The 24721-nt window shown below is 63.4% G+C and carries 21 protein-coding genes and 1 pseudogene; 20 read left to right on the top strand and 2 right to left on the bottom strand.

Going from position 1 to position 24721, the window contains the following annotated elements; translation table 11 throughout:
* Positions 1-100: 100 nt before the first annotated feature.
* The 14 genes and pseudogenes from DN412_RS12060 to DN412_RS44480 all read left to right on the top strand — a co-directional run bounded on the left by DN412_RS12060 (position 101) and on the right by DN412_RS44480 (position 15604).
* Positions 101-1879 (top strand): acyl-CoA dehydrogenase, encoded by a 1779-nt coding sequence (locus tag DN412_RS12060; RefSeq protein ID WP_115015516.1) that lies wholly within the window; start codon positions 101-103, stop codon positions 1877-1879.
* A gap of 71 nt (positions 1880-1950) precedes the next feature.
* Complete coding sequence (locus DN412_RS12055; RefSeq protein WP_115015512.1) at positions 1951-3156, top strand: acetyl-CoA C-acetyltransferase; 1206 nt, start codon at positions 1951-1953, stop codon at positions 3154-3156.
* A gap of 9 nt (positions 3157-3165) precedes the next feature.
* The gene (locus DN412_RS12050) at positions 3166-5322 is read left to right on the top strand and encodes a 3-hydroxyacyl-CoA dehydrogenase NAD-binding domain-containing protein (RefSeq protein ID WP_115015509.1); all 2157 of its coding nucleotides are present in this window, start codon (positions 3166-3168) and stop codon (positions 5320-5322) included.
* A gap of 18 nt (positions 5323-5340) precedes the next feature.
* The gene (locus tag DN412_RS12045) at positions 5341-6498 is read left to right on the top strand and encodes an acyl-CoA dehydrogenase family protein (RefSeq protein WP_039013898.1); all 1158 of its coding nucleotides are present in this window, start codon (positions 5341-5343) and stop codon (positions 6496-6498) included.
* 63 nt (positions 6499-6561) lie between these two features.
* Positions 6562-7737, top strand: a complete 1176-nt coding sequence (locus DN412_RS12040) for an acyl-CoA dehydrogenase family protein (RefSeq protein ID WP_115015506.1) — start codon at positions 6562-6564, stop codon at positions 7735-7737.
* A gap of 11 nt (positions 7738-7748) precedes the next feature.
* Positions 7749-8999 (top strand): 3-hydroxyacyl-CoA dehydrogenase NAD-binding domain-containing protein, encoded by a 1251-nt coding sequence (locus tag DN412_RS12035; RefSeq protein WP_115015502.1) that lies wholly within the window; start codon positions 7749-7751, stop codon positions 8997-8999.
* A gap of 13 nt (positions 9000-9012) precedes the next feature.
* Positions 9013-9792 carry an SDR family NAD(P)-dependent oxidoreductase gene (locus DN412_RS12030; protein ID WP_244222639.1) on the top strand — a complete coding sequence of 260 codons (780 nt, stop codon included), beginning with the start codon at positions 9013-9015 and terminating at the stop codon, positions 9790-9792.
* A gap of 20 nt (positions 9793-9812) precedes the next feature.
* On the top strand, positions 9813-10598 hold the full coding sequence (locus DN412_RS12025; protein ID WP_115015495.1) for an enoyl-CoA hydratase/isomerase family protein: 786 nt from the start codon (positions 9813-9815) through the stop codon (positions 10596-10598).
* A 91-nt stretch (positions 10599-10689) separates the two neighbouring features.
* On the top strand, positions 10690-12246 hold the full coding sequence (locus DN412_RS12020; protein ID WP_115015686.1) for a long-chain-fatty-acid--CoA ligase: 1557 nt from the start codon (positions 10690-10692) through the stop codon (positions 12244-12246).
* Between the two features lie 57 nt (positions 12247-12303).
* Positions 12304-12444, top strand: a complete 141-nt coding sequence (locus DN412_RS12015) for an acyl-CoA dehydrogenase family protein (RefSeq protein ID WP_115015488.1) — start codon at positions 12304-12306, stop codon at positions 12442-12444.
* 72 nt (positions 12445-12516) lie between these two features.
* Positions 12517-13620 (top strand): CaiB/BaiF CoA transferase family protein, encoded by a 1104-nt coding sequence (locus tag DN412_RS12010; protein ID WP_115015683.1) that lies wholly within the window; start codon positions 12517-12519, stop codon positions 13618-13620.
* Positions 13621-13652: 32 nt separating this feature from the next.
* Entirely contained in the window at positions 13653-13850 is a 198-nt protein-coding gene (locus DN412_RS12005) for a hypothetical protein (RefSeq protein WP_133303045.1), read from the top strand.
* Between the two features lie 81 nt (positions 13851-13931).
* Positions 13932-14135 (top strand): annotated as a pseudogene (locus DN412_RS44485) (ISL3 family transposase); the annotation flags it as partial.
* Positions 14136-14560: 425 nt separating this feature from the next.
* Positions 14561-15604, top strand: coding sequence for a transposase (locus DN412_RS44480; protein WP_244222638.1), 1044 nt, complete (start codon positions 14561-14563; stop codon positions 15602-15604).
* Between the two features lie 524 nt (positions 15605-16128).
* Here DN412_RS44480 and DN412_RS45850 read toward each other — a convergent pair.
* Both DN412_RS45850 and DN412_RS43770 read right to left on the bottom strand, forming a co-directional pair.
* The gene (locus DN412_RS45850) at positions 16129-16914 is read right to left on the bottom strand and encodes an IclR family transcriptional regulator (RefSeq protein WP_115015483.1); all 786 of its coding nucleotides are present in this window, start codon (positions 16912-16914) and stop codon (positions 16129-16131) included.
* Positions 16914-17087, bottom strand: coding sequence for a hypothetical protein (locus DN412_RS43770; RefSeq protein WP_167471087.1), 174 nt, complete (start codon positions 17085-17087; stop codon positions 16914-16916). Before DN412_RS43770 ends, DN412_RS45850 begins: the two co-directional genes overlap by 1 nt.
* On the opposite strand from DN412_RS43770, the gene DN412_RS11990 reads away from it, so the two are divergent.
* The 6 genes from DN412_RS11990 to DN412_RS11965 are packed head-to-tail and all read left to right on the top strand — an operon-like array spanning position 17086 to position 24704.
* Positions 17086-17880 (top strand): citryl-CoA lyase, encoded by a 795-nt coding sequence (locus DN412_RS11990; protein WP_244222637.1) that lies wholly within the window; start codon positions 17086-17088, stop codon positions 17878-17880. The two genes, DN412_RS43770 and DN412_RS11990, sit on opposite strands and share 2 nt — an antisense overlap.
* The gene (locus DN412_RS11985; RefSeq protein ID WP_115015477.1) at positions 17877-20006 is read left to right on the top strand and encodes an acetate--CoA ligase family protein; all 2130 of its coding nucleotides are present in this window, start codon (positions 17877-17879) and stop codon (positions 20004-20006) included. Before DN412_RS11990 ends, DN412_RS11985 begins: the two co-directional genes overlap by 4 nt.
* The gene (paaG, locus tag DN412_RS11980; RefSeq protein WP_115015476.1) at positions 19993-20793 is read left to right on the top strand and encodes a 2-(1,2-epoxy-1,2-dihydrophenyl)acetyl-CoA isomerase PaaG; all 801 of its coding nucleotides are present in this window, start codon (positions 19993-19995) and stop codon (positions 20791-20793) included. Before DN412_RS11985 ends, paaG begins: the two co-directional genes overlap by 14 nt.
* A gap of 60 nt (positions 20794-20853) precedes the next feature.
* Positions 20854-22551 carry an N-acyl-D-amino-acid deacylase family protein gene (locus tag DN412_RS11975; RefSeq protein WP_115015473.1) on the top strand — a complete coding sequence of 566 codons (1698 nt, stop codon included), beginning with the start codon at positions 20854-20856 and terminating at the stop codon, positions 22549-22551.
* Positions 22552-23991 carry an NAD-dependent succinate-semialdehyde dehydrogenase gene (locus DN412_RS11970; RefSeq protein WP_115015471.1) on the top strand — a complete coding sequence of 480 codons (1440 nt, stop codon included), beginning with the start codon at positions 22552-22554 and terminating at the stop codon, positions 23989-23991.
* Positions 23988-24704: an SDR family NAD(P)-dependent oxidoreductase gene (locus DN412_RS11965; protein ID WP_244222636.1), complete on the top strand. Its 717-nt coding sequence runs from the start codon at positions 23988-23990 to the stop codon at positions 24702-24704. The genes DN412_RS11970 and DN412_RS11965 overlap by 4 nt, the downstream gene beginning before the upstream one ends.
* Positions 24705-24721 lie beyond the last annotated feature (17 nt).

Raw genomic sequence — 24721 nt, 5'->3', positions numbered from 1 at the left:
TCAAAACGTCGGATAAGACGATTACCGGGAATCGGTAAGCCCCGAGAATGCATCTCACCTCATCGAACCATTGGTCCGCGACCACGCGGCAGACACAGAGATGCGCTCCTTCGTCGCGCCCCTGGGCGAGATTCGATTCATCCTTCGCGAACTGCTTGATGTGGACCGCGAGCTATCCGGCCTGCCGGCCTATCGCGGGCTCGGCGCGGACACCTGCGAGCAGGTCATTGGCGCGGCGGCGCGCTACGCCGAGGATGTTGTCGCGCCGTTGAACGCGCGCGGCGACCGCGAAGGATGCGTGCTCGAAGCCGGTGAAGTCCGGACGCCTCACGGCTACGCGGCGGCGTATCGCGCCTTCGTCGAGCAAGGCTGGCCGGCCCTGGCCTGCCGCGCGGAAGATGGCGGGCAGGCCTTGCCGTCGCTGCTGAACAATGTTCTCTACGAGTTCCTGAACGCCACCTGTCCCGCGTGGAGCATGTATCCGGCGCTGGCGCATGGCGCGTATCACACCCTGCGCCACTACGGCAGCGAAGCGTTGCGCCGCCTCTATCTGCCGAAGCTGGTGTCGGGCGAGTGGACCGCGACGATGTGCCTGACCGAACCGCAGAGCGGCTCGGATCTCGGCACGGTGCGCTGCCGCGCCGAAGCGGCCGGCGACGGCACGTGGCGACTCGGCGGTGCCAAGCTGTTCATTTCCGGCGGGGATCACGACCTCGCGGAGAACATCGTCCATCTGGTCCTGGCACGCCTGCCCGGTGCGCCGGCGGGAAGCCGCGGGGTGTCGCTGTTCGTCGTGCCGAAGTTCATCCCCGATGCGGCCGGACGGCCTGGCGTGCGCAATGCCGTCAGCGTCACCGGCATCGAGCACAAGATGGGCATTTGCGGCAGCGCCACCTGCGCGATGCAGTTCGACGGCGCGGTCGGCTGGTTGGTCGGAGCGCCCCACTGCGGTCTCTCGAATGCCTTCGTGATGATGAACGCCGCCCGGCTTGGCGTTGGGGTGCAGGCCGTTGGCATCGCGGAAGCGGCCAGCCAGGCGGCCATCGCCTACGCGCGCCAGCGTCGGCAGGGCAGGGCCGCGAACATTGCCACTGAAGCCGCACCGATCATCGCCCACGCGGAAGTCCGCCGGATGCTGCTCACGCAGAAGGCGTGGGTGGAAGGCGGGCGCATGCTCGCATACTGGCTCGGGCTTCAGCTCGACGTGGAAGCGCACCACGAGGACCCGCACGCCCGTCAGCGCGCCGAAGACCTGGTGGCGCTGCTCACGCCAGTCGCCAAGGCATTCCTGACGGACAACGCATCGGCCTGCGCGAACCTCGCGATACAGGTGCATGGCGGCTACGGCTACATGGTCGAGACCGGCGTCGAACAGCTTGTGCGCGACGCGCGCATCATGCAGATCTATGAAGGCTCCAACGGCATCCAGGCCATCGACCTGCTGGGCCGCAAGGTCATTGCCGACGACGGGCGCCGCTTGCGTGTATTCCTCGACCTGATCGCCGCGTGGCTGGCATCGCCCGGCGGGCAAACGGCGCCCGCGCCCATGAGACAAAGGCTAGGCAGCCTCGCGGCGGACGTCGAGGTGTTGAGCCGGGTGCTTTCCGCACGCGCGGCAAGCGATCCCCATCTGGTCGGCGCGGTGGCCACGGACTACCTGCGCATCATCGGCCATCTGGCCTTCGCCTACCTCTTCGCCCGTTCCGCTGCCACGTGCGCCGCGCGGGCCGTTGCGGGAGATCCCTTTTTCCAGGCCCGACACGTCGTCGCGGCTTTCTATTTCAACCGCCTCCTGCCCGAAGCCGACGCATGCCTGGCCGCCATCCGTGCCTGTGATGGCGACTTCGCGGTGCGGGACGACGCCATCCTCTTTTCCTAAGGGCGCCCGCGTCCGTCCCGTGAACGGGACGAACACCCGCGCCGCGTACTCACGTACTCATCGAGATCACCATGACCGAAGCCTATATTTATGATCACGTCCGCACGCCACGCGGCCGTGGGCGTGCGGACGGCGCGATGCATGCCATCACGCCGGTGGAACTGGCCAGCCAGGTGCTTGCGGCGCTGAAGACGCGCACCCGGCTTGATACCCGCGAGCTGGAGGATGTGGGACTGGGTATCGTCACGCCTGTCGGGGAGCAGGGCGCGGACATGACGCGCGCGGCCATCCTCAATGCGGGGTATGGCGAACACCTGCCCGGCTATCAGGTGAACCGCTTCTGTACCTCTGCGCTGGATGCCGTCAATCAGGGCGTAAGCCTGATCCGTGCCGGACAGGCGCAGGCGGTGGTCGGCGGCGGCGTGGAGTCGATGTCACGGGTGGCGATGGGGTCCGACGGCGGCGCCAACTATACAGACCCCCGGATCGGCCATCGCTATCCCTATATCCCGAACGGCGTCGCGGCAGACCTGATGGCAACGTTGTGGGGTTTCTCCCGCAGCGACGTGGATGCGTTTGCCGTCGAAAGCCAGCGACGCGCCGCGCACGCGCGCGCATCCGGCTATTTCGAACGATCGGTCGTCGCGGTGCGCGACCTGCTGGGCGAGTCCGTTCTCGCGCAGGACGAGGCCGTGCGTCCGGGCACGACGATCGAAGACCTCGCCCGGCTCAAGCCGTCCTTCACCAGCTTGGGCGAGGCGGGCTACAACGCCGTCGTGCAGCAGTGCTATCCGTACGTCGAGGCGATCGAGCATATCCATACCAGCGGCAATTCCAGCGGGATCGTCGACGGCGCTTGCGCGGTGCTGCTGGGCACGCGCGAGTTCGGCGAGCACAGTGGGATCAGGCCTCGCGCGCGGATTCGCGGCTATGTATCGGCCGCGTCGGAGCCGCTGCTGAGCCTCGGTGGGCCCATGCCGGCCACATCGAAGCTGCTGGACCGGCTGGGCATGGGCATCGCGGACATCGACCTGTTCGAGATCAACGAAGCCTTCGCCGTCGTGCCGATGGCCTACATGAAGACCTTCGACATTCCCCATGACCGCGTCAACGTGAATGGCGGAGCGATCGCGCTCGGCCATCCGCTGGGGGCAACGGGCGCGATCCTACTGGGCACGCTGCTCGACGAACTGGAACGCCGCGACCTGACCACCGGCCTCGTCACGCTGTGCGCGGCCGCGGGCCAGGCCACGGTCACCATTATCGAACGCATCTGAGCCATCACCATGAATACCATTGATTTCGAAGTCGACGCCGAAGGCGTCGCGCGCGTCAGCATCAACGTGCCCGATCGCCCGATGAATGTTTTCGTGCCAGATCTGGTCGCGGACTTGGCCGAGGTTGTGCAGCGCGTGCGCCAGCAGGGCGGAATTCGCGGCGCGGTCATCACGTCCGGCAAGCGCGGCGGCTTCGTTGCCGGCGCGGACCTGAAGGACTTCGTCACGGCATACGACCGCAACGTCACGGCGGAGATGGCGCGCGATTCGGTGCTGCAAGCGTCGAAGATCCTGCGCGACCTGGAGACCTGCGGCAAGCCCGTCGCCGCCGCCATCAACGGCGTGGCGCTAGGCGGTGGCTATGAGCTATGCCTGGCTTGTCACTATCGCGTGCTGGTGGATGATCCCAGGGCGGTGGTCGGCCTGCCGGAGGTCACGGTCGGACTGCTGCCGGGCGGGGGCGGGACGCAGCGCCTGCCCCGGCTGATCGGCATCGAGCGCGCCCTGCCGCTGCTGCTGGAGGGCCGCCACGTCAAACCGGCGGAGGCCCTGCGGATCGGTATGGTGGATGCCATCGTCCCGGCGGATCAGCTCTACGCTACGGCCCGCGCGTGGGTCCTCGCCAATCCCGGCGCTTGCCAGCCGTGGGACGTCAAGGGCTTCCGCGTACCCGGCGGCGCCGGCCCGTTGGCGCCGCACGCGATGACGACGTTCGGCGTGGGCGTGGCGGCCTCGCATGGCCGGCACAGCGGCAACTACCCCGCGCCTGCGGCCATCCTGTCTTGCGTCTACGAAGGCACGCAACTGCCGATTGATGCCGCGCTTCGCGTCGAGGTGAACTACTTCGCCACCCTGCTCTCCGGCCCCGTGGCGAGAAACCTGATGCGCACGCTATTCGTCAACAAGCTGGCGGCCGAGAAGGGTGCGGCGCGGCCCGCCGGGATTCCCCCGAAGCCCGTGTGCAAGCTCGGCGTGGTCGGCGCTGGCATGATGGGCAGCGGCATCGCACATGCGGCCGCCGTGGCGGGCATCGAGGTCGTGCTGATCGATGTGGACCTGGCTGCCGCCGAGAAGGGCAAGGCCCGTTGCACCGGACTGCTGGCCAGGGAGGTGACGAAGGGCCGCCTCACCGATGTCTCTGCGGAAGAGATCGCCGCACGCGTCCGGGCAACCGACGCTTTCGCGTTGCTGGACGGCTGCGATCTGGTTGTCGAGGCCGTCTTCGAACAGCGGGAAGTGAAGGCCGATGTCATCCGCAAGGCGGAGGCGGTACTGTCGCCGTCCGCGGTCTTTGCGAGCAATACGTCGACGCTGCCGATCACCGGACTGGCAAGCGAAAGCGCCCGGCCGGCGCAGTTCATCGGCATCCACTTCTTTTCGCCGGTCGACCGGATGCCGCTCGTCGAGGTCATCGTCGGCAAGGAAACGGCACCTGCAACGCTCGCGCACGCGCTCGATTTCGTCCGGCAACTGCGTAAGACGCCGATCGTCGTCAACGACAGCCCGGGCTTCTACACCAGCCGGGTGTTCTGCGCCTATATCGACGAAGGCATGGCGATGCTGGCCGAAGGCATCGCGCCGGCGCTGATCGAGAACGCGGCTAAGCAGGCGGGCATGTCAACCGGCCCACTTGCCGTCACCGACGAAGTGTCACTCGACTTGCAGAAGCGCGTAATCGACCAGGCCGTCGCCGATGGCCTGCCGGCGTCCTCGTTGCGGCAACATGCGCAACCCGTCATCGAGAAGTTCAACACCCTGGGCCGCCTGGGGCGCAAGGCCGGGAAGGGCTTTTACAGCTATCCGGACGACAGCAGAAAGCGCCTGTGGACCGGGCTGTCCGATCTCTATCCGGTGCAGGTCGTCCAGCCGAGCGTGGAAGACGTCAGAAGCCGCCTGCTCTGCATCCAGGCGCTCGAAGCCGCGCGCTGCTTGGAAGAGGGTGTCGTGACGAGCGCTGCTGACGCCGACGTCGGCGCCGTGCTCGGCATCGGCTTTCCGTCGTGGACAGGGGGCACGCTGTCGCTGATCGAGACGATGGGCCTTGAAGCATTCGTCGCCGAATGCGACCGGCTGGCCGACCGGCACGGCGCGCGCTTCCGTCCTTCCGGTTGGCTGCGGCGCCGCGCCGGCGCGAACGACAGGTTCCACCCCCGTCCCGTGCAGTAAGCCCTTGCGAGGAACGCCATGAGACGCACGCATTTTGAGCCGGATCACCATGCCTTCCGCGACAGTGTGGCCCGCTTCTTCCAGGGAGAAATCGGCCCGCATACCGCGCGCTGGCGCGAACAGGGCTTCGTGGACCGCAGCGCCTTCCTCAAGGCCGGCGAACAGGGCTACCTGCTGATGTGGGCGCCGGAGGCCTATGGCGGGCCGGGCCTGAAGGACCTGCGGTACGAGCAGGTCCTGTACGAGGAGAACGTCCGCCACGGCGACATTGGCTTCTACATCAACCTGCACTCGCGCGTGGTCGCGCCGTACCTGGGCGCATTCGCATCGGAGGCGCAGAAGGCGCGCTTCCTGCCGCCGGCCATTCGGGGGGAGAAGATCCTCGCCATCGCCATGACGGAACCGGATGCCGGCAGCGACCTCGCGGGCATGAAGTCCAGCGCAAAGGACATGGGCGACCACTGGCTGCTCAATGGCGCGAAGACCTATATCTCCAACGGGACGCAGGCGGACCTCGTCATCGTTGCCGCCCGCACTGACCCCGGGAGCCGGCACGCCATCGGCCTGTTCGTCGTCGAGGCCGGCATGCCCGGCTTCACGCGAGGGCGGAAGCTGAAGAAGATCGGGCTGCATGCGCAGGACACGGCGGAACTCTTCTTTGACAACGTCAGGATCCCGAAGGAGAACGTGCTCGGCGATCCGGCCAGGGGCTTCTTTTACATGTCGGAGCTGCTGGCCGAGGAGCGCCTGCAAGTCGCCATCGGCTCGATCGCGCATGCGCAGGTGGCGTTCGACCTGACGCTCGACTACGTCAGGCAACGGATGGCGTTCGGCAAGCCGGTCGGCACGTTCCAGCACGTGCGCTTCGAGATGGCCACCATGCGCGCGCAGCTTGACGCGGCGCAGGCGTTCGTCGACCACTGTGTGATGGAGGCCAATGCCGGCGAACTGACGGCGGTGGTCGCGTCGGAAGCGAAGCTGCTGGCGACCGAACTTGAGAACCGTGTGATCGACGCCTGCGTGCAGTTGCACGGCGGCGCCGGCTACATGGAGGAGTACCGGATCGCCAGGATGTACACCGACGCACGGGTCTCGCGCATCTTCGCCGGCGCGAACGAGATCATGAAGGAAATCATCGGGCGCAGCCTTGGCCTGGACGATAGGAAGAAGGCATGACGATCGCCCAACCTGGATGGTCGATGGTCGATGGTCGGGACCTGACTGCTCTGGAGAGCTGACATGAACTTCGAAATTTCCGATGATCTGAAGGCGCTGCAGTTGCGTACGCGGCGCTTCATTGCCGAGCAGGTGATTCCGCTGGAGCGCGATCCCCGGCAGACGGCCCACGGGCCAAGTGAATCGCTGCGCCTTGAACTCGTTGCCAGGGCACGCGATGCCGGCCTGCTGACGCCCCATGCTTCCGTCGAGTCGGGCGGGTTGGGGCTGTCGCACCTGGCCAAGGCGATCGTGTTCGAGGAGGCGGGCTACTCTACTCTCGGCCCCACGGCGCTCAACATCGCGGCGCCGGACGAGGGCAACATTCACCTGATGGAAGCCGTCGCGACCCCGTCGCAGAAGGCGCGCTGGCTGCAGCCGCAAATCGAGGGAAAGATCCGCTCGTGCTTCTGCATGACGGAACCGGCCCCGGGGGCGGGCTCCGATCCCGCCATGCTCCAGACGACGGCCGTGCGCGATGGCGACGGCTACGTGATCAACGGCAGCAAGTGGTTCATCACCGGCGCGGACGGCGCCTCGTACGCGATCATCATGGCGCGCATGGAGGACGGCCGCGCCACCATGTTCCTCTGCGACACGGACCGCCCCGGCTTTATCCACGAGCGGACGATGGACGCGCTGGATGCGTGCTTCACAGGCGGTCACGGCGTGATTCGCTTCGAGAACCTGCGGATTCCCGCCACCGACGTGCTGGGCGAGGTCGGGCAAGGCTTTCGCTACGCGCAAATCCGCCTCGCGCCGGCAAGGCTGACACACTGCATGCGCTGGCTGGGGCAGGCGCGCCGCGCGCACGACATTGCCTCGGATTACGCCGCGCGTCGCCACGCGTTCGGCAAGCCGCTCGGCAGCCACGAGGGCGTGGGCTTCATGCTGGCCGACAACGAGATGGACCTGCATACGGCGCGCCTGACGATCTGGCATTGCGCCTGGGTACTCGACCAGGGCGGGAAGGGACGCCGCGAATCCAGCCTGGCCAAGGTGATCTGCTCTGAGGCCGAGTGGCGCGTGGTGGACCGCTGCGTGCAGATTCTCGGCGGGCAAGGCGTAACGCACGAAACGATCGTGGCGCGGATCTTCTCCGACATGCGCGCATTCCGGATCTACGACGGTCCTTCGGAAGTGCATCGCTGGAGCATTGCGAAACAGATTCTCCGCCATGCCGGCGGCGGTTCAGAGTAAGGAGCGAAAAGATGTGGAAAGAGAACGGGCAGGAGGCGGCAGCCTCTACGGTGCGCCGTGCGGCCGTGCTCGGCGCCGGCATCATGGGCGGCGGGATCGCCTACCAGAGCGCGTTGCGCGGCACGCCGGTCGTGATGAAGGATATCACTGCCGCGTCGCTCGACTTGGGCATGCGTGAGGCTGGCCGACTGCTGGGCAAGCAAGTCAGCGGCGGCAAGATGACCGGCGAGGCGGCACAGGCCGTGCTGTCGTCCATCGTCCCGACGCTCGACTACGGCGGCTTCGGGACGGTCGATGTCGTGGTGGAAGCCGTGGTCGAGAGCCTCGGCATCAAGCGTGGTGTCCTGGCCGAGGTGGAGGCACTGGTGCCGGCGCATGCCGTCCTGGCCTCGAATACTTCGTCGCTGTCGATCACCGATTTGGCGGCGAACCTGAAGCGGCCGGAGAACTTTGTCGGGATGCACTTCTTCAACCCGGTGCCGTCCATGCCGTTGGTGGAGGTGATTCGGGGGGAGCGAACCTCGGCGGCGGCTGTCGCCACCGTAGTCGACTACGCGCGCCGCTTGGGCAAGACGCCGGTAGTCGTGGCCGATTGTCCGGGATTCCTCGTCAATCGCATCCTGACCGCCTATATCCTGGCGTTTCTGCGCCTGGTGCGGGACGGCGTCGACTTCGTCGCCATCGACAAGGCGATGGAGGCATACGGCTGGCCAATGGGGCCGGCATATCTGCAGGACGTAGTGGGGATGGACACGGCGTCGCATGTCATCGACGTCATCGGCAAAGGCTACGCGTCGCGCCTGAAGATTGACGGCGAGCATGCGGTCGCGTTGATGGCGCGAGCTGGCCGGCTGGGGCAGAAGAGCGGGGTCGGCTTCTACCGTTATGTCCGGGATGACAAGGGCAGGCCGGTGAAGTCGCCAGCGGACGACACCCATGCGCTCCTTGCCATGATCCAGCCCGGTGGGACCCGCGCCATGGACGCGGAGGAAATTGTCGCCCGAATGATGCTGCCGATGGTAATTGAGGCGGCACATTGCCTTGAGTCAGGGGTTGCGGCGTCCGCTGCGGACATTGACATGAGCCTGGTCCTCGGGCTCGGCTTCCCGCGCCAGATTGGCGGTGCACTGCACCACGCCGACGCGCTCGGTGCCCGGGAGGTGCTGGCGGCTTGCGAGCGCCTGGCGGACTTGGGCGACTTGTACAGGCCGACCGCTGGCATGGTCTTACTGGCCGAACGAAATGGCCGCTACTTCGAATAACGGGGAGACAAGGGTGAGCAGGGAATTCGACGAACAGTTCTCGCTGCAAGGGCGAGTGGCGCTGGTAACCGGCGCTTCAAGCGGACTCGGGCGGCATTTCGCCCGGTTCCTCGCGGCTCGCGGGGCGACGGTCGCGGTCGGGGCGCGGCGTCTCGACCGGCTGACGGCCCTGGTCGGCAAGATCGGGGATGCCGGCGGACGGGCACTGGCTGTCGAAATGGACGTCACGCATGCGGACAGCGTGCGCGAAGCGTTCGACGCGATGGAGTCGGAGATCGGCACCGTCGATCTGATCGTGAACAACGCGGGTGTCGCGGTGACCCGTCCGCTGCTGGAGCACGACGAGCACACTTGGGACGCGGCGATCGACACCAACCTGAAGGGTGCCTGGCTCGTGGCGACGGAGGCTGCGCGCCGCATGGTCGCCGCCGGAAGGCCGGGTTCCATCGTCAATGTCGCGTCGATCACCGGGGTACGGGTGGCGGGCGGTGTGGCGCCGTACTGTGCCTCGAAAGCCGGGCTGATCCATCTGACGCGATCTCTGGCGCTGGAGCTGGCGAAGCACCGCATCCGCGTGAATGCGCTGGCGCCCGGCTACATCAGCACCGAGTTGAACGAGGCGTTCCTCGCCAGCGATGCCGGCCAGAAGCTGATGGGCCGCGTGCCGCAACGCCGCTTCGGCACGCCGGACGACCTGCTCGGTCCGCTCTGGCTCCTCGCATCGAAGGCCGGGGCCTACATGACGGGGGCGGTGCTGGCCGTCGATGGCGGGCATCTGGTGAGCGGCCTCTGACGGTGACAGGAGAACAAAACATGCTGATCGAGGAACTGGACTCCCCCGCCCTGAAGGTTGAACTGGCCGATGGCGTGGCCACGCTGACCATGCACGTGCCGTCAAAGCGCAACGCGCTGACACCCGAACTCTACGAAGGACTCGCCCGTGCGCTGGCCGCCCTGCAGGACAACGACGCCTGCCGCGCCGTGCTGCTCACCGGCGGCGCGCATTTCTGCTCCGGCGGCGACGTGGGCGGACTGGATGTCTCGGGCCTCGTTATGCGCCGCAACATGCAGATCGGCCAGCAGGTGGTGCGCACAATGATCGGCGGCCGCCTGCCCGTGGTGGCTGCCGTGCAGGGTGCTGCGTTTGGGGCGGGCTTTTCGCTCGCGATGGCGTCGGACTTCGTGTTCGCCGACGCCAATGCCACCTTCTGCGCAGCCTTCGGCCGTCTCGGGCTGACGCCGGACTATGGACTGCTGTGGTCGCTGCCTCAGCGTGTGAGTATGGGCGCGGCCCGTGAAATCCTGATGCTGTGCGATCCGATCCCCGCCACACAGGCCAGGGCACTCGGACTGGTCGACGTACTGACCGAAGCGGGGCAGGTCCTGGAACAGGCGCGGGAACGGGCCTTGCGGCTGGCCAAGGCGCCCCCGGCTACGATTGCCACCACCAAGGCAGTGCTCTCGCGCGTACCGATGTCGCTTGACACCATGCTCGCGTGGGAGGCGGATACGCAGTCCTTGCTCGCCGCCTCCGCCGATTTCCGCGAGGGATGCGCCGCCTTTGCGGAGCGGCGGCCGGCCGTATTCCTGGGACGGTGAGCAGGCTCGGCGCCTGCCACGCGATGTGACTTCAAAGCGGATCAAAGGATCGACACATATGGCTTCCCGGATTGAGCCAGCCGGCATCGGCATGTCCCTGACCCAGCCCCTGCACAAGGCCGTGCGCCAGTGCCCGCAGGCGGAGGCGCTGGTCTCGGGGCAACGGCGTTCCACGTTCGCGATTCTTTGCGACCGCGTTGCGCGACTGGCCGGCGCGTTGCAGCGCCTCGGCATGCGTCCCGGCGACCGCGTCGGCATGCTCGCGCAGAATTCTGATCGCTATGTCGAGTACCTGTATGGCGCGTGGTGGGGCGGGGGCGTGGTGAACCCCGTCAACGTCCGCTGGACGGCGCGCGAGATGGCGTGGTCGCTGGACGATTGCGGCACTCGCATCCTCCTGGTCGACGATGCCTTCGCGAGGATCGCCAGGGATCTGCGCGCGCAATCGAAGTCGCTGCAAACGCTGATCCATGTGGGCGACGGTCCAGTGCCGTCCGGCATGCTTGGCTACGAGTGGCTGCTCGCCGAGACGGACCCGGTCAGAGACGCACAGCGGGGCGGCGCTGACCTGGCGGCGATCCTGTATACCGGCGGCACCACGGGCACGCCGAAGGGCGTGATGCTGACCCACGCCAACCTTGCGATCGACGCGCTCGCCGCCGTGGCGGCCGCCACCCGCCCCGAGCGCGCGGTCGGCATCCAGGCAGCGCCGATGTTCCACGTGGGCGGCATCGGCCTCACGTTGCAACTGATGTTGCGGCTGTGCAAGCAGGTCATCCTGCCGGGCTTCGATGAGGCGGCGGTGCTTCGAGCCATCTCGGAAGAGCGGGGCAGCGAGATCTTCCTCGTGCCGACCATGATCCAGCGTCTGCTCGACGCTCCGGAGTTCGGTGCGCACGACCTGTCGAGCCTGTCGCTGGTGCTCTATGGTGCGGCGCCGATCGACAGCCCGCTGCTCGACCGGGCCCTCGCGGCCATGCCCCAGGCGCGTTTCGCGCAGTTGTACGGCATGACGGAACTGTCGCCTGTGGTCAGTTGCCTGCCAGCGTGGTGCCACGCCGGGCACGGGCGTGAGGCCGGCAAGCTACGTTCAGCGGGTCTGCCGGTGCCGGTGGCGGAGGTGCGTATCGTCGACGGCGACGGGAGGGAGGTGCCACGCGGCACCGTGGGAGAGGTGACCGTGCGCGGCCCGACCGTCATGGCCGGTTACTGGAACAATTCCGAGCAATCCGCCATCGCCGTGCGCGATGGCTGGATGCATACCGGCGACGCAGCATGGATGGACGATGACGGCTTCCTCTACATCGTCGATCGCGTCAAGGACATGATCGTCACCGGTGGTGAAAACGTCTATTCGGCCGAGGTGGAGAATACGCTGGCGAAGCATCCTGCAGTGGCAGCCTGTGCCGTGATTGGCATCCCGAACGAGAAGTGGGGCGAGTCGGTCCACGCAGTGGTCGTGTGTAAGCCGGGCGAGTCCGTCAGCGAGACAGAACTTATAGCGCACTGCAAGATCGAGATCGCGGGCTACAAGAGTCCATGGAGTATTGAGTTTCGCGACGCACTGCCGCTTTCCGGAACCGGGAAGGTCCTCAAGATCGAATTGCGGAAGCCGTTCTGGGAAGGACGCGCGAGGCAAATAGGCTGAGGATCAACGCTGACGGCAGCATGGTTGGCTAGGCTTCAATCCAAGCGGCAGTGAGAGGTGATCGACAGGTGCGTGCGGATTCTTGGCGGATACGGATACTTGCTGGAACACCCATTGCGAGCATATGTCGGCGCGCGCGTGCAACGCATCTACGGTGGCGCTAATGAAATCCGTCGGGAGCTGATCGTGCGCTCATAGTGAGAAAGCGGAAGAACGGGCGCTAGCTGGCCCGTAGGTCCGGAATAACAGGAAATGGAGACTGAAATCATCATGCTCTCAGGTATCAGGGTTGTGGAAATCTGTGGGATTGGACCTGGTCCGTTCTGCGCCATGCATCTGGCCGATCTCGGCGCCGATGTGATCGCCGTCGAGCGAGGCGATGCCGCAAGCAGCGACAAGCCCGCCGAAGGCTTCGTACTTAACCGCGGCAAGCGCTCAGTGGTAGCAGACCTGAAGACCGACGTGGGTCGGGAGCTGGTCTTGAAACTGGTGGAGGATGCCGATGTGCTGATCGAAGGCATGCGGCCCGGCGTAATGGAGCGCTTGCGGCTGGGTCCGGACGAACTGCTGGCATGCAACCCCCGCCTGGTCTATGGGCGCATGACCGGCTGGGGCCAGTCTGGACCGATGGCCCAGTCGGCGGGCCATGACAACAACTACATTTCCCTGTCCGGTGCGCTTTACTACAATGGCTCCCCCGCCGAACCGCCGTCCGCGGCCATCACCGCCATTGGCGATATAGGTGGCGGCGCGCTTTACCTGGCGGTGGGGATCCTGGCCGGCATCCTTAAGGCCCGCGAAACCGGGCGGGGCACGGTGGTGGACGCGGCGATCGTGGACGGTTCCGCGCACCTGATGTCGCTGCTCCTGTCTACCCGCAAGGCGGGCCTGGTGGTTGGCGCGCGCGGCGAGAACGTGCACGACAGTTCGCATTTCTACGCGACTTATCGCTGCGCGGATGGCCAGTTCATCACGGTGGGTGCCATCGAACCGCAGTTTTATGCGTTGCTGCTCGAAAAACTCGGCCTGGAAGACGTACCGCAGTTTGCCCGCCAGTGGGACCGGGAGCGCTGGCCGGAGATGCGCCGCCACTTTGCCGATATCTTCGCTGGCCGTACGCGTGCCGAATGGTGCAGAGTGCTTGAAGGGACTGACGCCTGTTTCGGTCCGGTGTTGAGCCCCCAAGAGGCGGCTAGGCATCCGCATAACCTCGCGCGCGGCGTCTACTTCGAGCGTGACGGCGAGTTGCAGGCGTCGCCTGCGCCGCGCTTCGACGGCCAATTGTGCGAGCCAGGGCCGGTGCCCCTGAGGGGCGAGCATACTGATTCGGTGCTGGCCGCACTGCAAGCCGGACAGGTCTGGAAGCGAGCCTAAGCGGGGTTGCCGGGCTGATTATGTACTTCGGCATGGGCGATGTACTGTCTGTCCGCAAGGTCGAGTTGCCACCTGCGCCCCGGATATTCCCTGTTCTGACGATTCGCCTGGGCGAAGACTGCGAGCTCATCGCAGAAGTGGATTTTGCGGTGGGCGGAAAATATCCCGTTGCCGAAAGGGTTCCTGACTGGCTGTTGCGCGAGGAGGCTCAAGAAATCAGGGAGCGATGACGTAGAACGAAGCAATTCTGGGTCTCCCGCACTTTGTGTGACGGCCGCGTCGAGGGCTTGATTTCAGGCCGATTTGGCCCCATGTTCGTTGTTACCATGAGCCAAGTTCTCGGTGGGATCGATCGTATTCTCGCTCGTGTGGGTAAGCGCTTTGTCTCTAGCGACGCGTGCGGGGAGACCATCACTGTCGAAGCCTGCAGTACGGTTCGCGCGGCACCTTGTCCTGCCTGCCATAGTTGGAGTCACCGAATCCACGGCCGCTATGTGCGCAAGCTGGAAGAACGTCCAATGCTCGAGCAGCGGGTCGTTCTCGCTATTGAAGTGCGTCGCTTCAAGTGTACGAACGCCAATTGCCCCCGTCGTACGTTTGCCGAGAACGTCCACGCCCTGGCCGGGCGGTATCAACGTCGTACGCGATCGCAGGCTCGGGCGTTGCACGCGCTGGGCCACGCCCTCGGTGGTGAGGCTGCCGCCCGGCTTGCTGAGGCCTTGGGCTTGCGCACCAGTGCCGACACCGTGCTGCGGGAATTGCGCAGAGCTCCTGAGCGCAAGCGCAAACCACGACCGCGGGTCGTCGGCATCGATGACTGGGCGATCGCGCGCGGTCACCAATATGGAACGATCATCGTCGACCTGGAGCGACGTGAGCCAATCGAAGTGTTCGCTGGCAGGGAAGGAACTGCGGTGGCCGCGTGGATGCGTGCGCGTGGATGCGTGCGCACCCATCGATCGAGATCGTCGCCAGGGACCGGGCCGGGGCCTACTCCGAGGCGGTCGACATCGCGCTGCCGGCAGCCACGCAAGTCTCGGATCGCTGGCATCTACTTTGCAACCTGCGCGACAACGTCGAGAGACTGCTGTGCCGACTCGGACCGCAACTGCGCCAAGCCGCGCAGCAAGTCGAGGTCCGTGGCGTGACCCTGGGCCGGCAGCGGGAGCTGAGCCGCAACTCACTGTGGTCATGGCAGCGTCTGAGCGATCAGCGACGCGCCTCGCGGGTGGAGCTGTACGAGCGGGTTATGGCGCTACACGCCCAAGGCGGCACGATGAAAGGAATCGGGCAAGAGCTCTCAATCGACCATCGAACCGTGCGCAACTTCATCACCGCGGGGGCATTCCCCGAGCGCGCACCCAGGGCGCGGGGTCCGACGCCTTTAGATCCTTATCTCAGCGATATCGAGGAACGAATCGCACAGGGCTGTCGCTTTCCTGAACTGATCTGGCGGGAACTCAAGCAGCGAGGATACACGGGCAGTCGCGCCGCCGTTCGGAATTGCGTGATTCGCCTCCTTTTTCCGCAGGGCAAGAAGCCTCTTTTCCAGGCACCCGTGCGCACGATGCCGTGCCCGTCGGCCCGGCGCGTGTTCGGATGGCTTATAGGATGGAGGAAGCTCGCGGTCGCGGAGCCCAGGAACGCGGACCACGAGCGCTTCGTGCAGGCGCTGTGCAAGATCGAGCCCGTGGTGGGCGAGGTCCGCAGCCTCGCGCGCGAGTTTCTCGGGCTTATGCACCGGCGAAGTCCGCGGCAGTTCGATCGATGGTTGAAGCGTCTGTCGCGCTGCGACGCTGCGGAAATGCGCAGGTTCGCGCAAAGCCTGCGCGCCGACTTACCGGCTGTGCGTGCGGCCTTCAAGCTGCCATGGAGCAATGGCCAGACCGAGGGTCACGTCAACCGGCTCAAGTTCCTCAAGCGTCAGATGTATGGGCGCGCGAACATCGAGCTTCTGCGGCTGCGGGTCTTGAAGCCAAGCTGAATCGGCCCGCCTTGTCCTACTGGACCCGCTAGACCGTTCGCCATCGCAGAGGAATGAGCTCGTGGGGCCAGGGCGAGGCCGACGAGGCTCGCCCTGGTTCACGAAAAAGCAGAAGAATGGTGGTGGGGGCGATGGAGACGACGGCCGTTCCACGCGACAGGAGCCTCCACGCCAGTTCGCCGTCGTCACACAAATTGCGGAAGACCCAACATTACTACGAAAACGTACTGCGAGCGATTACTACAGTTCACGGTACTGGAATCTCTATTACCTTGGTAATTTTAATCAACTGCTTCGAAGAGCGCACGCAACGCCCCACCGGGACCTTGTTTCGCATAGGAAAGATACAGTCGCACGAATGCTGAGCGTAAAAATGCTACGGTCGCATGAATATTGAGCGTGGCTCGCACGAATGACGATCTTCAACAGCGGCGGAGAACAACGATCGTCCCACGCTACGACATCACCGAAGCCTTTGCTCATGGCGGTCACACAAATTGCGGAAGACTCACGATTACTTCTCTTCACGAAAGCGTATCGAGCTGCTGCTGTACGGCCTGCACATGCCGCTCAACGCAAAGCAACGAACGCTGTTGCTCTGCGCGAGACATGCGGCTGTCCAAAGATGCGGTGGTGATAGCGCCAACAACGGCGCCACTGCTATTGCGCAATGCAACGCCGACTGCAATGACTCCAGGGACGCTGTAGTGTCCGATAACCGCGTGGCCTCTCTTTATGGTCGCGAGGGTGATCGCCTGCAGCGTTGAAACCGTGAGCGCGCCATAGCCGGACAAACGATGCGCGTTCTTTCTGATGCACTCCTCTCGTTCGTCCTTGGGTAAGGTTGCAAGGATCGCCAAGCCTCCGGCGCCGACACCAAGAGGCTGTCGGTTGCCAACCTTCATGGCCAACACCTGAATTGGATAACTTCCGATCGATCGCGCGACACATAGAGAGTCCATCCCCATGCGCACGATGAGGAACGAGCTATTCCCTGTCTCTTCAGAAATGCCCCGAAGCACGGGCTCGCAGATGGACCGAAGATCAGAGCGATCTGCGAACGCTGCGGCGAGTTCGCGGCAGTAGTCTCCCAGCACATATCGCTTGGAGCCCTTGAGCCGGCTTATCAACCCATGCTTTACCAACGATTGGAGCATTCGGTGAGCGGTTGGTCGCTCCATACCGCTCGTCATCACCAAGTCGGTAATTCTCAGTCCGCGGCGACTATGCGCCGCCACCTCCTTCAGTAATCCGATCGCTCGATCCAGGCTCTGCGTACCCCTCCCAGAGTCGTCTTTTGAGTCACTCATCAGGCACTTTTCACCATTGGAATGCCCTTGTAGGCCGAGGGCAGCTTCGGAAAAACGTCCACATTGTGTACGTGGGCGTCGGCGCCTGCAATAGGCAGTTGTACTGTTCTCTCCGTGATGCCGAGCATCCCACCGAGTTGCAAACTAACGCTGACCAGCAAGGAGACTGACATGACCGAGCCCACCAAGATGAAGTACTGGCGCACCGCCATCGCAGAGGCCACCGATGAGGGCATGATGATTCGTGGCTACGACGTCCTGAAGGACTTGGTCGGAAAAATCGACTTTGGCGCCCTGGTCTATCTGCTTTACAAGGGCGAGCTCCCGAAGGGCAATGAATCGAAGATCATCAATGCTATCTTCATCTGTTCCGCGGAACACGGCATCTCGCCCTCGTCTACGGTTACTCGGTTCGTGCAGGCCGCAGGCGTGCCCATCCAATGCTCGGTGGCAGCCGGCGCGATGATGTTTGGCGACGTACATGGCGGTGCCGGGCAGGAATTCTCTCGCTATATCCAGGAGCTGGTGCTCGAAGCAGAGCAGTCCGGCCGGGACTACGATGAAGTAGCGCAGAAGTTCGTCCGTACGCACAAGCGGCTGGACGGATTCGGTCACCCGCAGCATCCGTCGGGTGACCCTCGAGGCAAGGTGCTCTTCGGGCTGGCGGAGGAGTATGGCCTCGCCGGTAACCACATCAAAATGACACGTGCTCTGGAGAGCGCGCTGGTCGCAAAGACGGGTCGCCCGCTGCTAGTTAATATTGATGCCGCAATTGGCGCAATTATCTCGGATCTCGGATTCGATTGGCGACTGGCTCGCTCGTTCATCGTGGTGCCGCGTACTGCCGGACTGTTCGCGCATGCGTTCGAAGAATCGGTCCGTGAGCCGGGCTGGCGCCAGATCACCCTGGACCAGATCGAATACGATGGTCCGGTGCGTCGTGCGAACGAGGATGCAGTAGCATGACTGCCGTCACCAACATGGCGCTTGATGGCCTTGTAGCGGCATCCTCCGTTGCAGTCATTGGCGCTTCGGACGATCCTCGGAGGATTGGGGGCAGGCCCGTTGCCTACATGCGGCAGCGGGGGTTCTCAGGCGATATACTTCCCGTCAATCCCGGACGCAGCACTGTTCAAGGCCTGACGGCCTACGAGAGCGTGGAGGCTCTGCCCTACGCCCCTGACACGGCCATTGTCGCCGTGCCGGCGGCGCACGTCCCGAGCGTAATTGATACGCTCGGCAAGCGCCGCGTCCGTTCCGCCGTGGTATTCAGCTCAGGCTTTGCGGAAGTAGGCCCAGAGGGCATGCGCGCTCAGCAGGACCTTCTCGCGCTTGCAAAGAGTCATGGCATGCGGCTGCTGGGCCCCAATACCATGGGGCTCTATAACGAGCGCATTGGTTATTACCCCACCTTCTCCACATCTTTCGAAAGTGGATGGCCACTGGCAGGGAGGATTGGCATCGCTAGCCAATCTGGTGCGTTCGCAGCGCACATTTTTACTTCGGCCCGTGAGCGTCGTATCGGCGTGCCCGTATGCATTACGACGGGCAACGAAAGCGACGTGACGCTGGGTGAGGCGATGCAATGGCTCGTGCAAGACCCGGAGACTGACGTCATCGCGGTTTACGCCGAGGGCTTGAGAGACGCTGCGTCCTTTCTTGCCGCGCTTGAAGCCGCCCACGCGGCACGAAAGCCTGTGGTCCTGATGAAGACCGGGCGTAGCGCTGTGGGCAGCTCCGCCGCGCAGTCTCACACTTCGGCCATCGCTGGGGACGACTCCGTCCTTAATGCGGTCTTGGCCGAATACGGCGTGGTTCGTGCGAGGTCGGCAGAAGAGTTCCTCGACATCGCGCACCTTGCAACGCGCCGTATCTATCCGGCGAGCAATACCTTGGGCGTACTCTCTATTAGCGGTGGCGCTGGCGTTCTCATTAGTGATACTTGCGAAGATCTTGGGCTGCCTTTGCCAGAGATGCCCACGTCTGCGCAACGGCAGCTCAAAGCGTTGATTCCCTTCGCCTCGGTACGGAACCCGGTGGACTGCACAGCACAAGTGCTGAACGACCTGCCGGTAGTTGGCAAGTTCGCGGAAGCGATTGTTGGACAAGGCGGCTACAAGTCCATTCTGAACTTCTTTACCCAGGCCGGCGGTACGGCTTCGGTCGCCCCGGAATTGCTGCGCCAGCTTTCTCAGGTTCAGGAGCGCTACCCCGATCGTCTCTTCGCGATGTCGGTAATCGGCTCGAGCGAGTGTACGGATAGATATGAAGCAGCGGGAATCACCGTGTTCAGTGACCCGACGCGGGCTGTCGTCGCTATAGAGGCGATGGGCAAGTTTGGCGATGCGTTTGCCAAACCACTGCTCAAGACAGGCAAAGCACATGGAACGTCGCCCGCGCTACCGCGTGCCACGCTCAATGAGGCCGAGGCGAAGCGGTGGCTGACGGATGCGGGCGTCAAGTGCGTGCTTGAGGAGGTCGCCGTCGACACGGAGTCCGCTGTGGCAGCAGCCGAGCGCATGGGCTATCCCGTCGTTCTGAAGATTCTGTCCCCGGATATCGCGCACAAGTCGGAAATTGGTGGGGTTCTCCTCAACATCGAAGACAGCGACGACGTTCGCGCTGGGGTCGACTTGCTGATCGAGCGGGCGGCTTCCTTCGCGCCCGGCGCTCATATCGATGGCGTGCTCGTGGCTCGCCAAGTTAATGACGCCATGGAATGCATCGTCGGCGTTCATCGTGATCCGTTGTTCGGGCCGGTACTGATGTTCGGATTGGGCGGCATCCTCGTCGAAGTGATGACGGACGTCGTGCTGCATCGGTGTCCGGTCGATTATCCGACGGCTGTGGAGATGGTGCGAAGCATACGGGGCATTCCGCTGCTTGAGGGGGCGCGAGGAAAGCCGCCTCGCGACATCGATGCGCTGGCATCGACTCTCGTCCAACTCTCTTCCCTGGCCGTTGCCGTAGGGCCAAACCTGCAGAGCATTGAACTCAATCCTGTTCTGGTCCTGGCTAGGGGAGAAGGTGCATTTGCTGCGGACGCACTTGTCGTAATGAACAGTACCGAGGGTCGCAATGACAAAAACTGACTACGACAATCTCCTGTTTGAGGTCACCGACAGATGTGCACGGGTAACGCTTAATCGGCCCGCTCGACTGAACAGCTTCACGGAGGCGATGCATGCAGATCTCGCGGACGTCCTTACTTATCTCGAGGAAGGCCGGAGCAACGCCAAAGTACTGGTGCTTACAGGCGCCGGTCGGGCGTTCTGCGCAGGACAAGATTTGTCCGAGGGGCAAATGTCCGGGGATGGTGAAGTAGATCTAGGTCACACCGTGGATCGCCTCTACGGTCCTCTCGTCCGCAGACTGCGAGCGCTACCAATTCCCGTTATCGCCGCAGTCAACGGCGTGGCTGCCGGTGCCGGAGCAAACATGGCTCTTGCCTGCGACATCGTTATGGCGGCCGAATCAGCATTCTTCCTCCAGCCCTTTGTGAAACTAAATCTACTTCCCGACACGGGGGGAACGTACCTCTTGCCACGACTGGTCGGTGAGGCTCGTGCGATGGGCTTGTCTCTGCTTGGGGACCGGCTCTCTGCAGTCCAGGCCCAGAGCTGGGGGCTCATCTGGAAGGCTGTTCCAGATGCCGCGTTCGCCAGCGCCGTAGCCGCCGTGGTTGATCAACTGAAGGACGGGCCGCCGCTCGCGCACGCGCATATCAAGCGCGTCATTCACGTAAGCCTGTCAAATGACCTGAATGAGCAACTGGATCTGGAACGAGATTCCATGCGGGAGCTTGGGCAGACCCGAGACTACCGAGAGGGCGTCTCCGCGTTCCTCGAAAAGCGCGCGCCGTCGTTCCAGGGCAACTAGCACTTCAACATGTCGCCGGCTAACGCCAGCTATTCAACTCACTACAAATAGGGGACAGCAATGGATCTGATCATCCGCAACGTATCGCTCTACGATGGTTCCGGTGAGGCTCCGCGGGAGCGCATGGATGTAGCCGTCAAAGACGGAAAGATTGCCGCCGTCGGCCAGGATATCTGCGGCAGTGCCAAAGAAGAAGTGGACGGTACCGGCATGGCGCTCATGCCGGGGATCATCGACTCGCACACCCACTACGATGCGCAGATCACGTGGGATCCAATGCTGAAACCGTCGTCGGCACTGGGCGTGACCACGGTACTGATCGGCAACTGTGGCTTCACGATCGCGCCGTGCCGCCCTAACGACCGCGAGCTGCTGATGAAGAATCTGACGCAGGTCGAGGGCATGTCTTTAGATGTGCTGAAGAGTGGCGTTCAATGGGATTTCGAAGACTTTCCTGGCTATCTGCGGATGATTGAGGAGCGCGGCACTGCCATTAACGTGGGCGCGTTCGTTGGTCACTCTGCACTTCGCAACTACGTGCTGGGCGACGATGCCTCCAAGCGCGAGGCCACGCCTGAGGAGGTGGACCGCATGGCCGAGATCGTTCGCGACGCCATGAAGTCTGGTGCGGTGGGATTCTCGACCTCGTACTCCCCTCAGCACCACGGTTGGGGTGGTATCCCGATGCCCTCTCGGATGGCCGACAAGCATGAGTTCAAGACGTTGATTGAGGCAATGGCCGAAGATGGTCGCGGCGTGTTCATGATCACTAAAGGTGGATTCGCCGATGTCCCGTTTCTGGAAAGCGTCTCCGCCGACACCGGGGCGCCGATGATGATTGCGGCGCTGCTCCACAACTCTACGCTGCCTAACCTAGTCTTTGATGATCTGGCCCAGATTAGTGAGGCCAGAACTCGCGGACGAGACATGTGGGGGCAGGTTGCTTGCACACCCATCACGTACGACTTTACGCTGGCCGGTGCCTATCCGTTCGAGGGCATCATGGCCTGGAAACCTGCGATGAAGCTGCAAGGCGCCGAGCTCAAGACGCTGCTCAGCGACCCGAAATTCCGCGAGGCGGTGCGCAATGAAATCGAAGATCCTCCAGCGGGCGTGCGCCGACTGTTCAACGGCGAATGGCACAAGATCGAGGTGCTGAAGGTACAAGACCCTAAGCACCAGCGATACGAACACCACAACGTCGCAGAGCTTGCCGCTGCAGCGGGTGTCCATCCGTTGGAATGGCTGTTGGATCTGGGACTCGCCGAGGAACTGAAGACGGAGTTCACAGCCATGCTGCTGAACTCTGATGAAGACGCTATCGCAAAGCTCGTCGTGCATCCATCCGCCTCTGTAGCGCTGTCGGATGCTGGAGCCCACCTGACCTTCATCTGTGACGCCGGGTTCGGCTTGCATTTCATGGGTTACTGGTCGCGAGACAAGAAGGTCTTGCCGCTGACAAAGGCAATCCATGAACTCACAGAGAAGCCTGCCAAGATCTTCCGCATCCCAAAGCGCGGGTTGGTTCGTGAGGGCTACTTCGCCGATTTGCTGCTGTTCGATCCAAAGACTGTAGGCCGCAGCGCCCGCTACAAAGTCGCCGATTTGCCCGGTGGAAACTCACGGCTGCATACGGACTCGATTGGTGTGGCTGGCGTATGGGTGAACGGCAGCAAGGTTGCTGACGCGTCGGGCGTAGTAAAGGGAAGTGAACGTGCCGGTGAAGTCATCCGGAACTTTGATTCCTGGGGCGCCTAAATGGAAGCCCCACGCTATACCGCTTTGGGGCTGTACATCGATGGTCGATGGGTGACTGCGGAAGAGCGGTCAGGCCAGCCGGTGTATAACCCCGCGACAGACGAAGAGTTGGCTATTCTTCCTTTGGCGACCGCCGACGACCTGGATGCTGCCCTTGACTCGGCTTCTCGCGGCTTTATGGTTTGGCGCCGTATGACGGCGCACGCGCGAAGCAACATCCTGCGAAGGGCCGCGAACCTCCTGAGGGAACGGAGCGAGACTATCGCCGAAGTTCTGACACTGGAGCAGGGAAAGATCATTGCGGAATCACGCATTGAAGTCATGCTTTCCGCCGACATTCTCGACTGGTATGCCGAGGAGGGAATGCGCGCCTATGGGCGTGTAGTTCCATCTCGCACGCCCGGTATTCGTTTTACGGTATTGCAGGAGCCGGTAGGCCCTGTTGCAGCCTTCACTCCGTGGAACGTTCCAGCGGTAACGCCTGCCCGCAAGATCGGGGGTGCGTTGGCAGCCGGTTGTTCGATTATCATCAAGGCTGCTGAGGAAACGCCTGGTACCTGTGTGGAGTTGGTCAAGGCGCTGCATGATGCGGGACTGCCACCTGGTGTGCTCAATCTTGTATTTGGGGCGCCTGCGGAAGTCTCTCGCCATCTCATTAGCTCACCGACGATCCGCAAGGTGTCTTTCACCGGCTCAACTGCCATCGGAAAGGAGCTCACAAAGCTCGCGGCAGATGGCACGAAGCGCGTGACGATGGAGCTGGGGGGACATGCACCTGTCATCGTGTTCGCCGACTGCGACGTGGAGCGAACCGTTCAGGCGTGCGTGGCCGCGAAGTTCCGGAATGCTGGCCAGGTTTGCATCTCGCCGACTCGCTTCTTTGTCCATGACAAGATCTACGCCCCGTTTCTCCGTAGATTTGCTGCCTTGACAGGCGAAATTGCTGTAGGCAACGGGCTGCTGCCGTCCTCTCAGATGGGGCCGCTCGCGAATCCTCGGCGAACGACGGCAATGCACAGCTTTGTAGAGGATGCACGTGAGCGTGATGCAACCATCGTGACTGGTGGCAATGCTGGCGCGGGGGCAGGGAACTTCTTTGCCCCCACAGTGGTTGGTCATCTGCCAGATGAGGCACGGTTGATGAGCGAAGAGCCGTTCGGACCTATCGCCGGCATTACTTCGTTCCGGGATTTCGATGAGGTGGTGCATCGGGCCAACGCATTGCCCTATGGCCTCGCGGGGTACGCCTTTACGGAGTCCTTGCGGCGCGCAAATGATCTCAGCGACGTACTCGAGGTCGGCATGCTAGGCATCAACACGTTTTCAGTCTCGACGCCGGAAACGCCATTCGGTGGTGTCAAAGAAAGTGGGTCCGGCTCCGAAGGTGGAATCGAAGGACTCGATTCGTACCTGGTCAAGAAGCTAGTGGTGCAAGCATGAGCACAAGAGAAGCAACGATGCCGCGGGTGGCGGTGATTACCGGTGCTGCCGGGAACCTCGGTCGGGCGATTGCTGAAACGTTTGCAGCAGCGGGTTACAGCCTCGCGCTGCTGGACGTAGATGTCATGAAGCTCGAGGAGGCCTACGGGGACGATAGTAGGTCGCATGCTGCGTGGGCCGCCGACCTGACGGACAGGGGACAGGTTCAGGCAGTGATCGACGCCTGCCTGGAACGGTACGGCCAGATTGACGTTCTTTGCAATGCGGCAGGTGGATTCAGTTGTGGGCCCCTCGTTCATGAAACGGACCGTGCTGAATGGGAACATCTCTTCAGCCTCAATGTTCGGACAATGATGGAGGCTTCACATGCGGTCGTTCCCTTAATGCTGGAACGTAAGCGAGGCAGCATTGTGAACGTTGGCGCATCGAGCGCGCTTCGAGGCATCGCAGGTATGGGGCCTTACACGGCGGCGAAGTCCGCAGTGATCCGCTTGACAGAGGCCATGTCTGCCGAGTTACGCGACAGCAACATCAATGTCAACTGCGTGTTGCCCAGCATCCTGGATACGCCGGAGAACCGGAAGGCAATGCCCGGCGCCGACCCAGCCCGGTGGGTTCATCCACAGGCGCTTGCGGCAGTCATGCTTTTTCTTGCATCAGATGCCGCGAGTCCTATTCATGGTGTTTCGTTGCCTGTGACCGGGACAGTTTGACGTCATTCGGATGGCCC

Origin of the sequence: Cupriavidus lacunae, assembly GCF_003353055.1 — a bacterium.
GTDB lineage: Bacteria > Pseudomonadota > Gammaproteobacteria > Burkholderiales > Burkholderiaceae > Cupriavidus > Cupriavidus lacunae.
Note: the sequence above shows the minus strand (reverse complement) of the source record. Positions and strands in the feature narration are given on the sequence as shown.

What these genes read in the sequence shown, in the direction of transcription:
- DN412_RS45850 (WP_115015483.1), bottom strand. Translation starts at nt 16,914, where the DNA reads ATGAGTGACTCAAAAGACGACTCTGGGAGGGGTACGCAGAGCCTGGAT.
- DN412_RS12010 (WP_115015683.1), top strand. Translation starts at nt 12,517, where the DNA reads ATGCTCTCAGGTATCAGGGTTGTGGAAATCTGTGGGATTGGACCTGGT.
- DN412_RS12045 (WP_039013898.1), top strand. Translation starts at nt 5,341, where the DNA reads ATGAGACGCACGCATTTTGAGCCGGATCACCATGCCTTCCGCGACAGT.
- DN412_RS11970 (WP_115015471.1), top strand. Translation starts at nt 22,552, where the DNA reads ATGGAAGCCCCACGCTATACCGCTTTGGGGCTGTACATCGATGGTCGA.
- DN412_RS43770 (WP_167471087.1), bottom strand. Translation starts at nt 17,087, where the DNA reads ATGTCAGTCTCCTTGCTGGTCAGCGTTAGTTTGCAACTCGGTGGGATG.
- paaG (WP_115015476.1), top strand. Translation starts at nt 19,993, where the DNA reads ATGACAAAAACTGACTACGACAATCTCCTGTTTGAGGTCACCGACAGA.
- DN412_RS12005 (WP_133303045.1), top strand. Translation starts at nt 13,653, where the DNA reads ATGGGCGATGTACTGTCTGTCCGCAAGGTCGAGTTGCCACCTGCGCCC.
- DN412_RS11985 (WP_115015477.1), top strand. Translation starts at nt 17,877, where the DNA reads ATGACTGCCGTCACCAACATGGCGCTTGATGGCCTTGTAGCGGCATCC.
- DN412_RS44480 (WP_244222638.1), top strand. Translation starts at nt 14,561, where the DNA reads ATGCGTGCGCACCCATCGATCGAGATCGTCGCCAGGGACCGGGCCGGG.
- DN412_RS12040 (WP_115015506.1), top strand. Translation starts at nt 6,562, where the DNA reads ATGAACTTCGAAATTTCCGATGATCTGAAGGCGCTGCAGTTGCGTACG.
- DN412_RS11965 (WP_244222636.1), top strand. Translation starts at nt 23,988, where the DNA reads ATGAGCACAAGAGAAGCAACGATGCCGCGGGTGGCGGTGATTACCGGT.
- DN412_RS12025 (WP_115015495.1), top strand. Translation starts at nt 9,813, where the DNA reads ATGCTGATCGAGGAACTGGACTCCCCCGCCCTGAAGGTTGAACTGGCC.
- DN412_RS11975 (WP_115015473.1), top strand. Translation starts at nt 20,854, where the DNA reads ATGGATCTGATCATCCGCAACGTATCGCTCTACGATGGTTCCGGTGAG.
- DN412_RS12055 (WP_115015512.1), top strand. Translation starts at nt 1,951, where the DNA reads ATGACCGAAGCCTATATTTATGATCACGTCCGCACGCCACGCGGCCGT.
- DN412_RS11990 (WP_244222637.1), top strand. Translation starts at nt 17,086, where the DNA reads ATGACCGAGCCCACCAAGATGAAGTACTGGCGCACCGCCATCGCAGAG.
- DN412_RS12050 (WP_115015509.1), top strand. Translation starts at nt 3,166, where the DNA reads ATGAATACCATTGATTTCGAAGTCGACGCCGAAGGCGTCGCGCGCGTC.
- DN412_RS12035 (WP_115015502.1), top strand. Translation starts at nt 7,749, where the DNA reads ATGTGGAAAGAGAACGGGCAGGAGGCGGCAGCCTCTACGGTGCGCCGT.
- DN412_RS12060 (WP_115015516.1), top strand. Translation starts at nt 101, where the DNA reads ATGCGCTCCTTCGTCGCGCCCCTGGGCGAGATTCGATTCATCCTTCGC.
- DN412_RS12020 (WP_115015686.1), top strand. Translation starts at nt 10,690, where the DNA reads ATGTCCCTGACCCAGCCCCTGCACAAGGCCGTGCGCCAGTGCCCGCAG.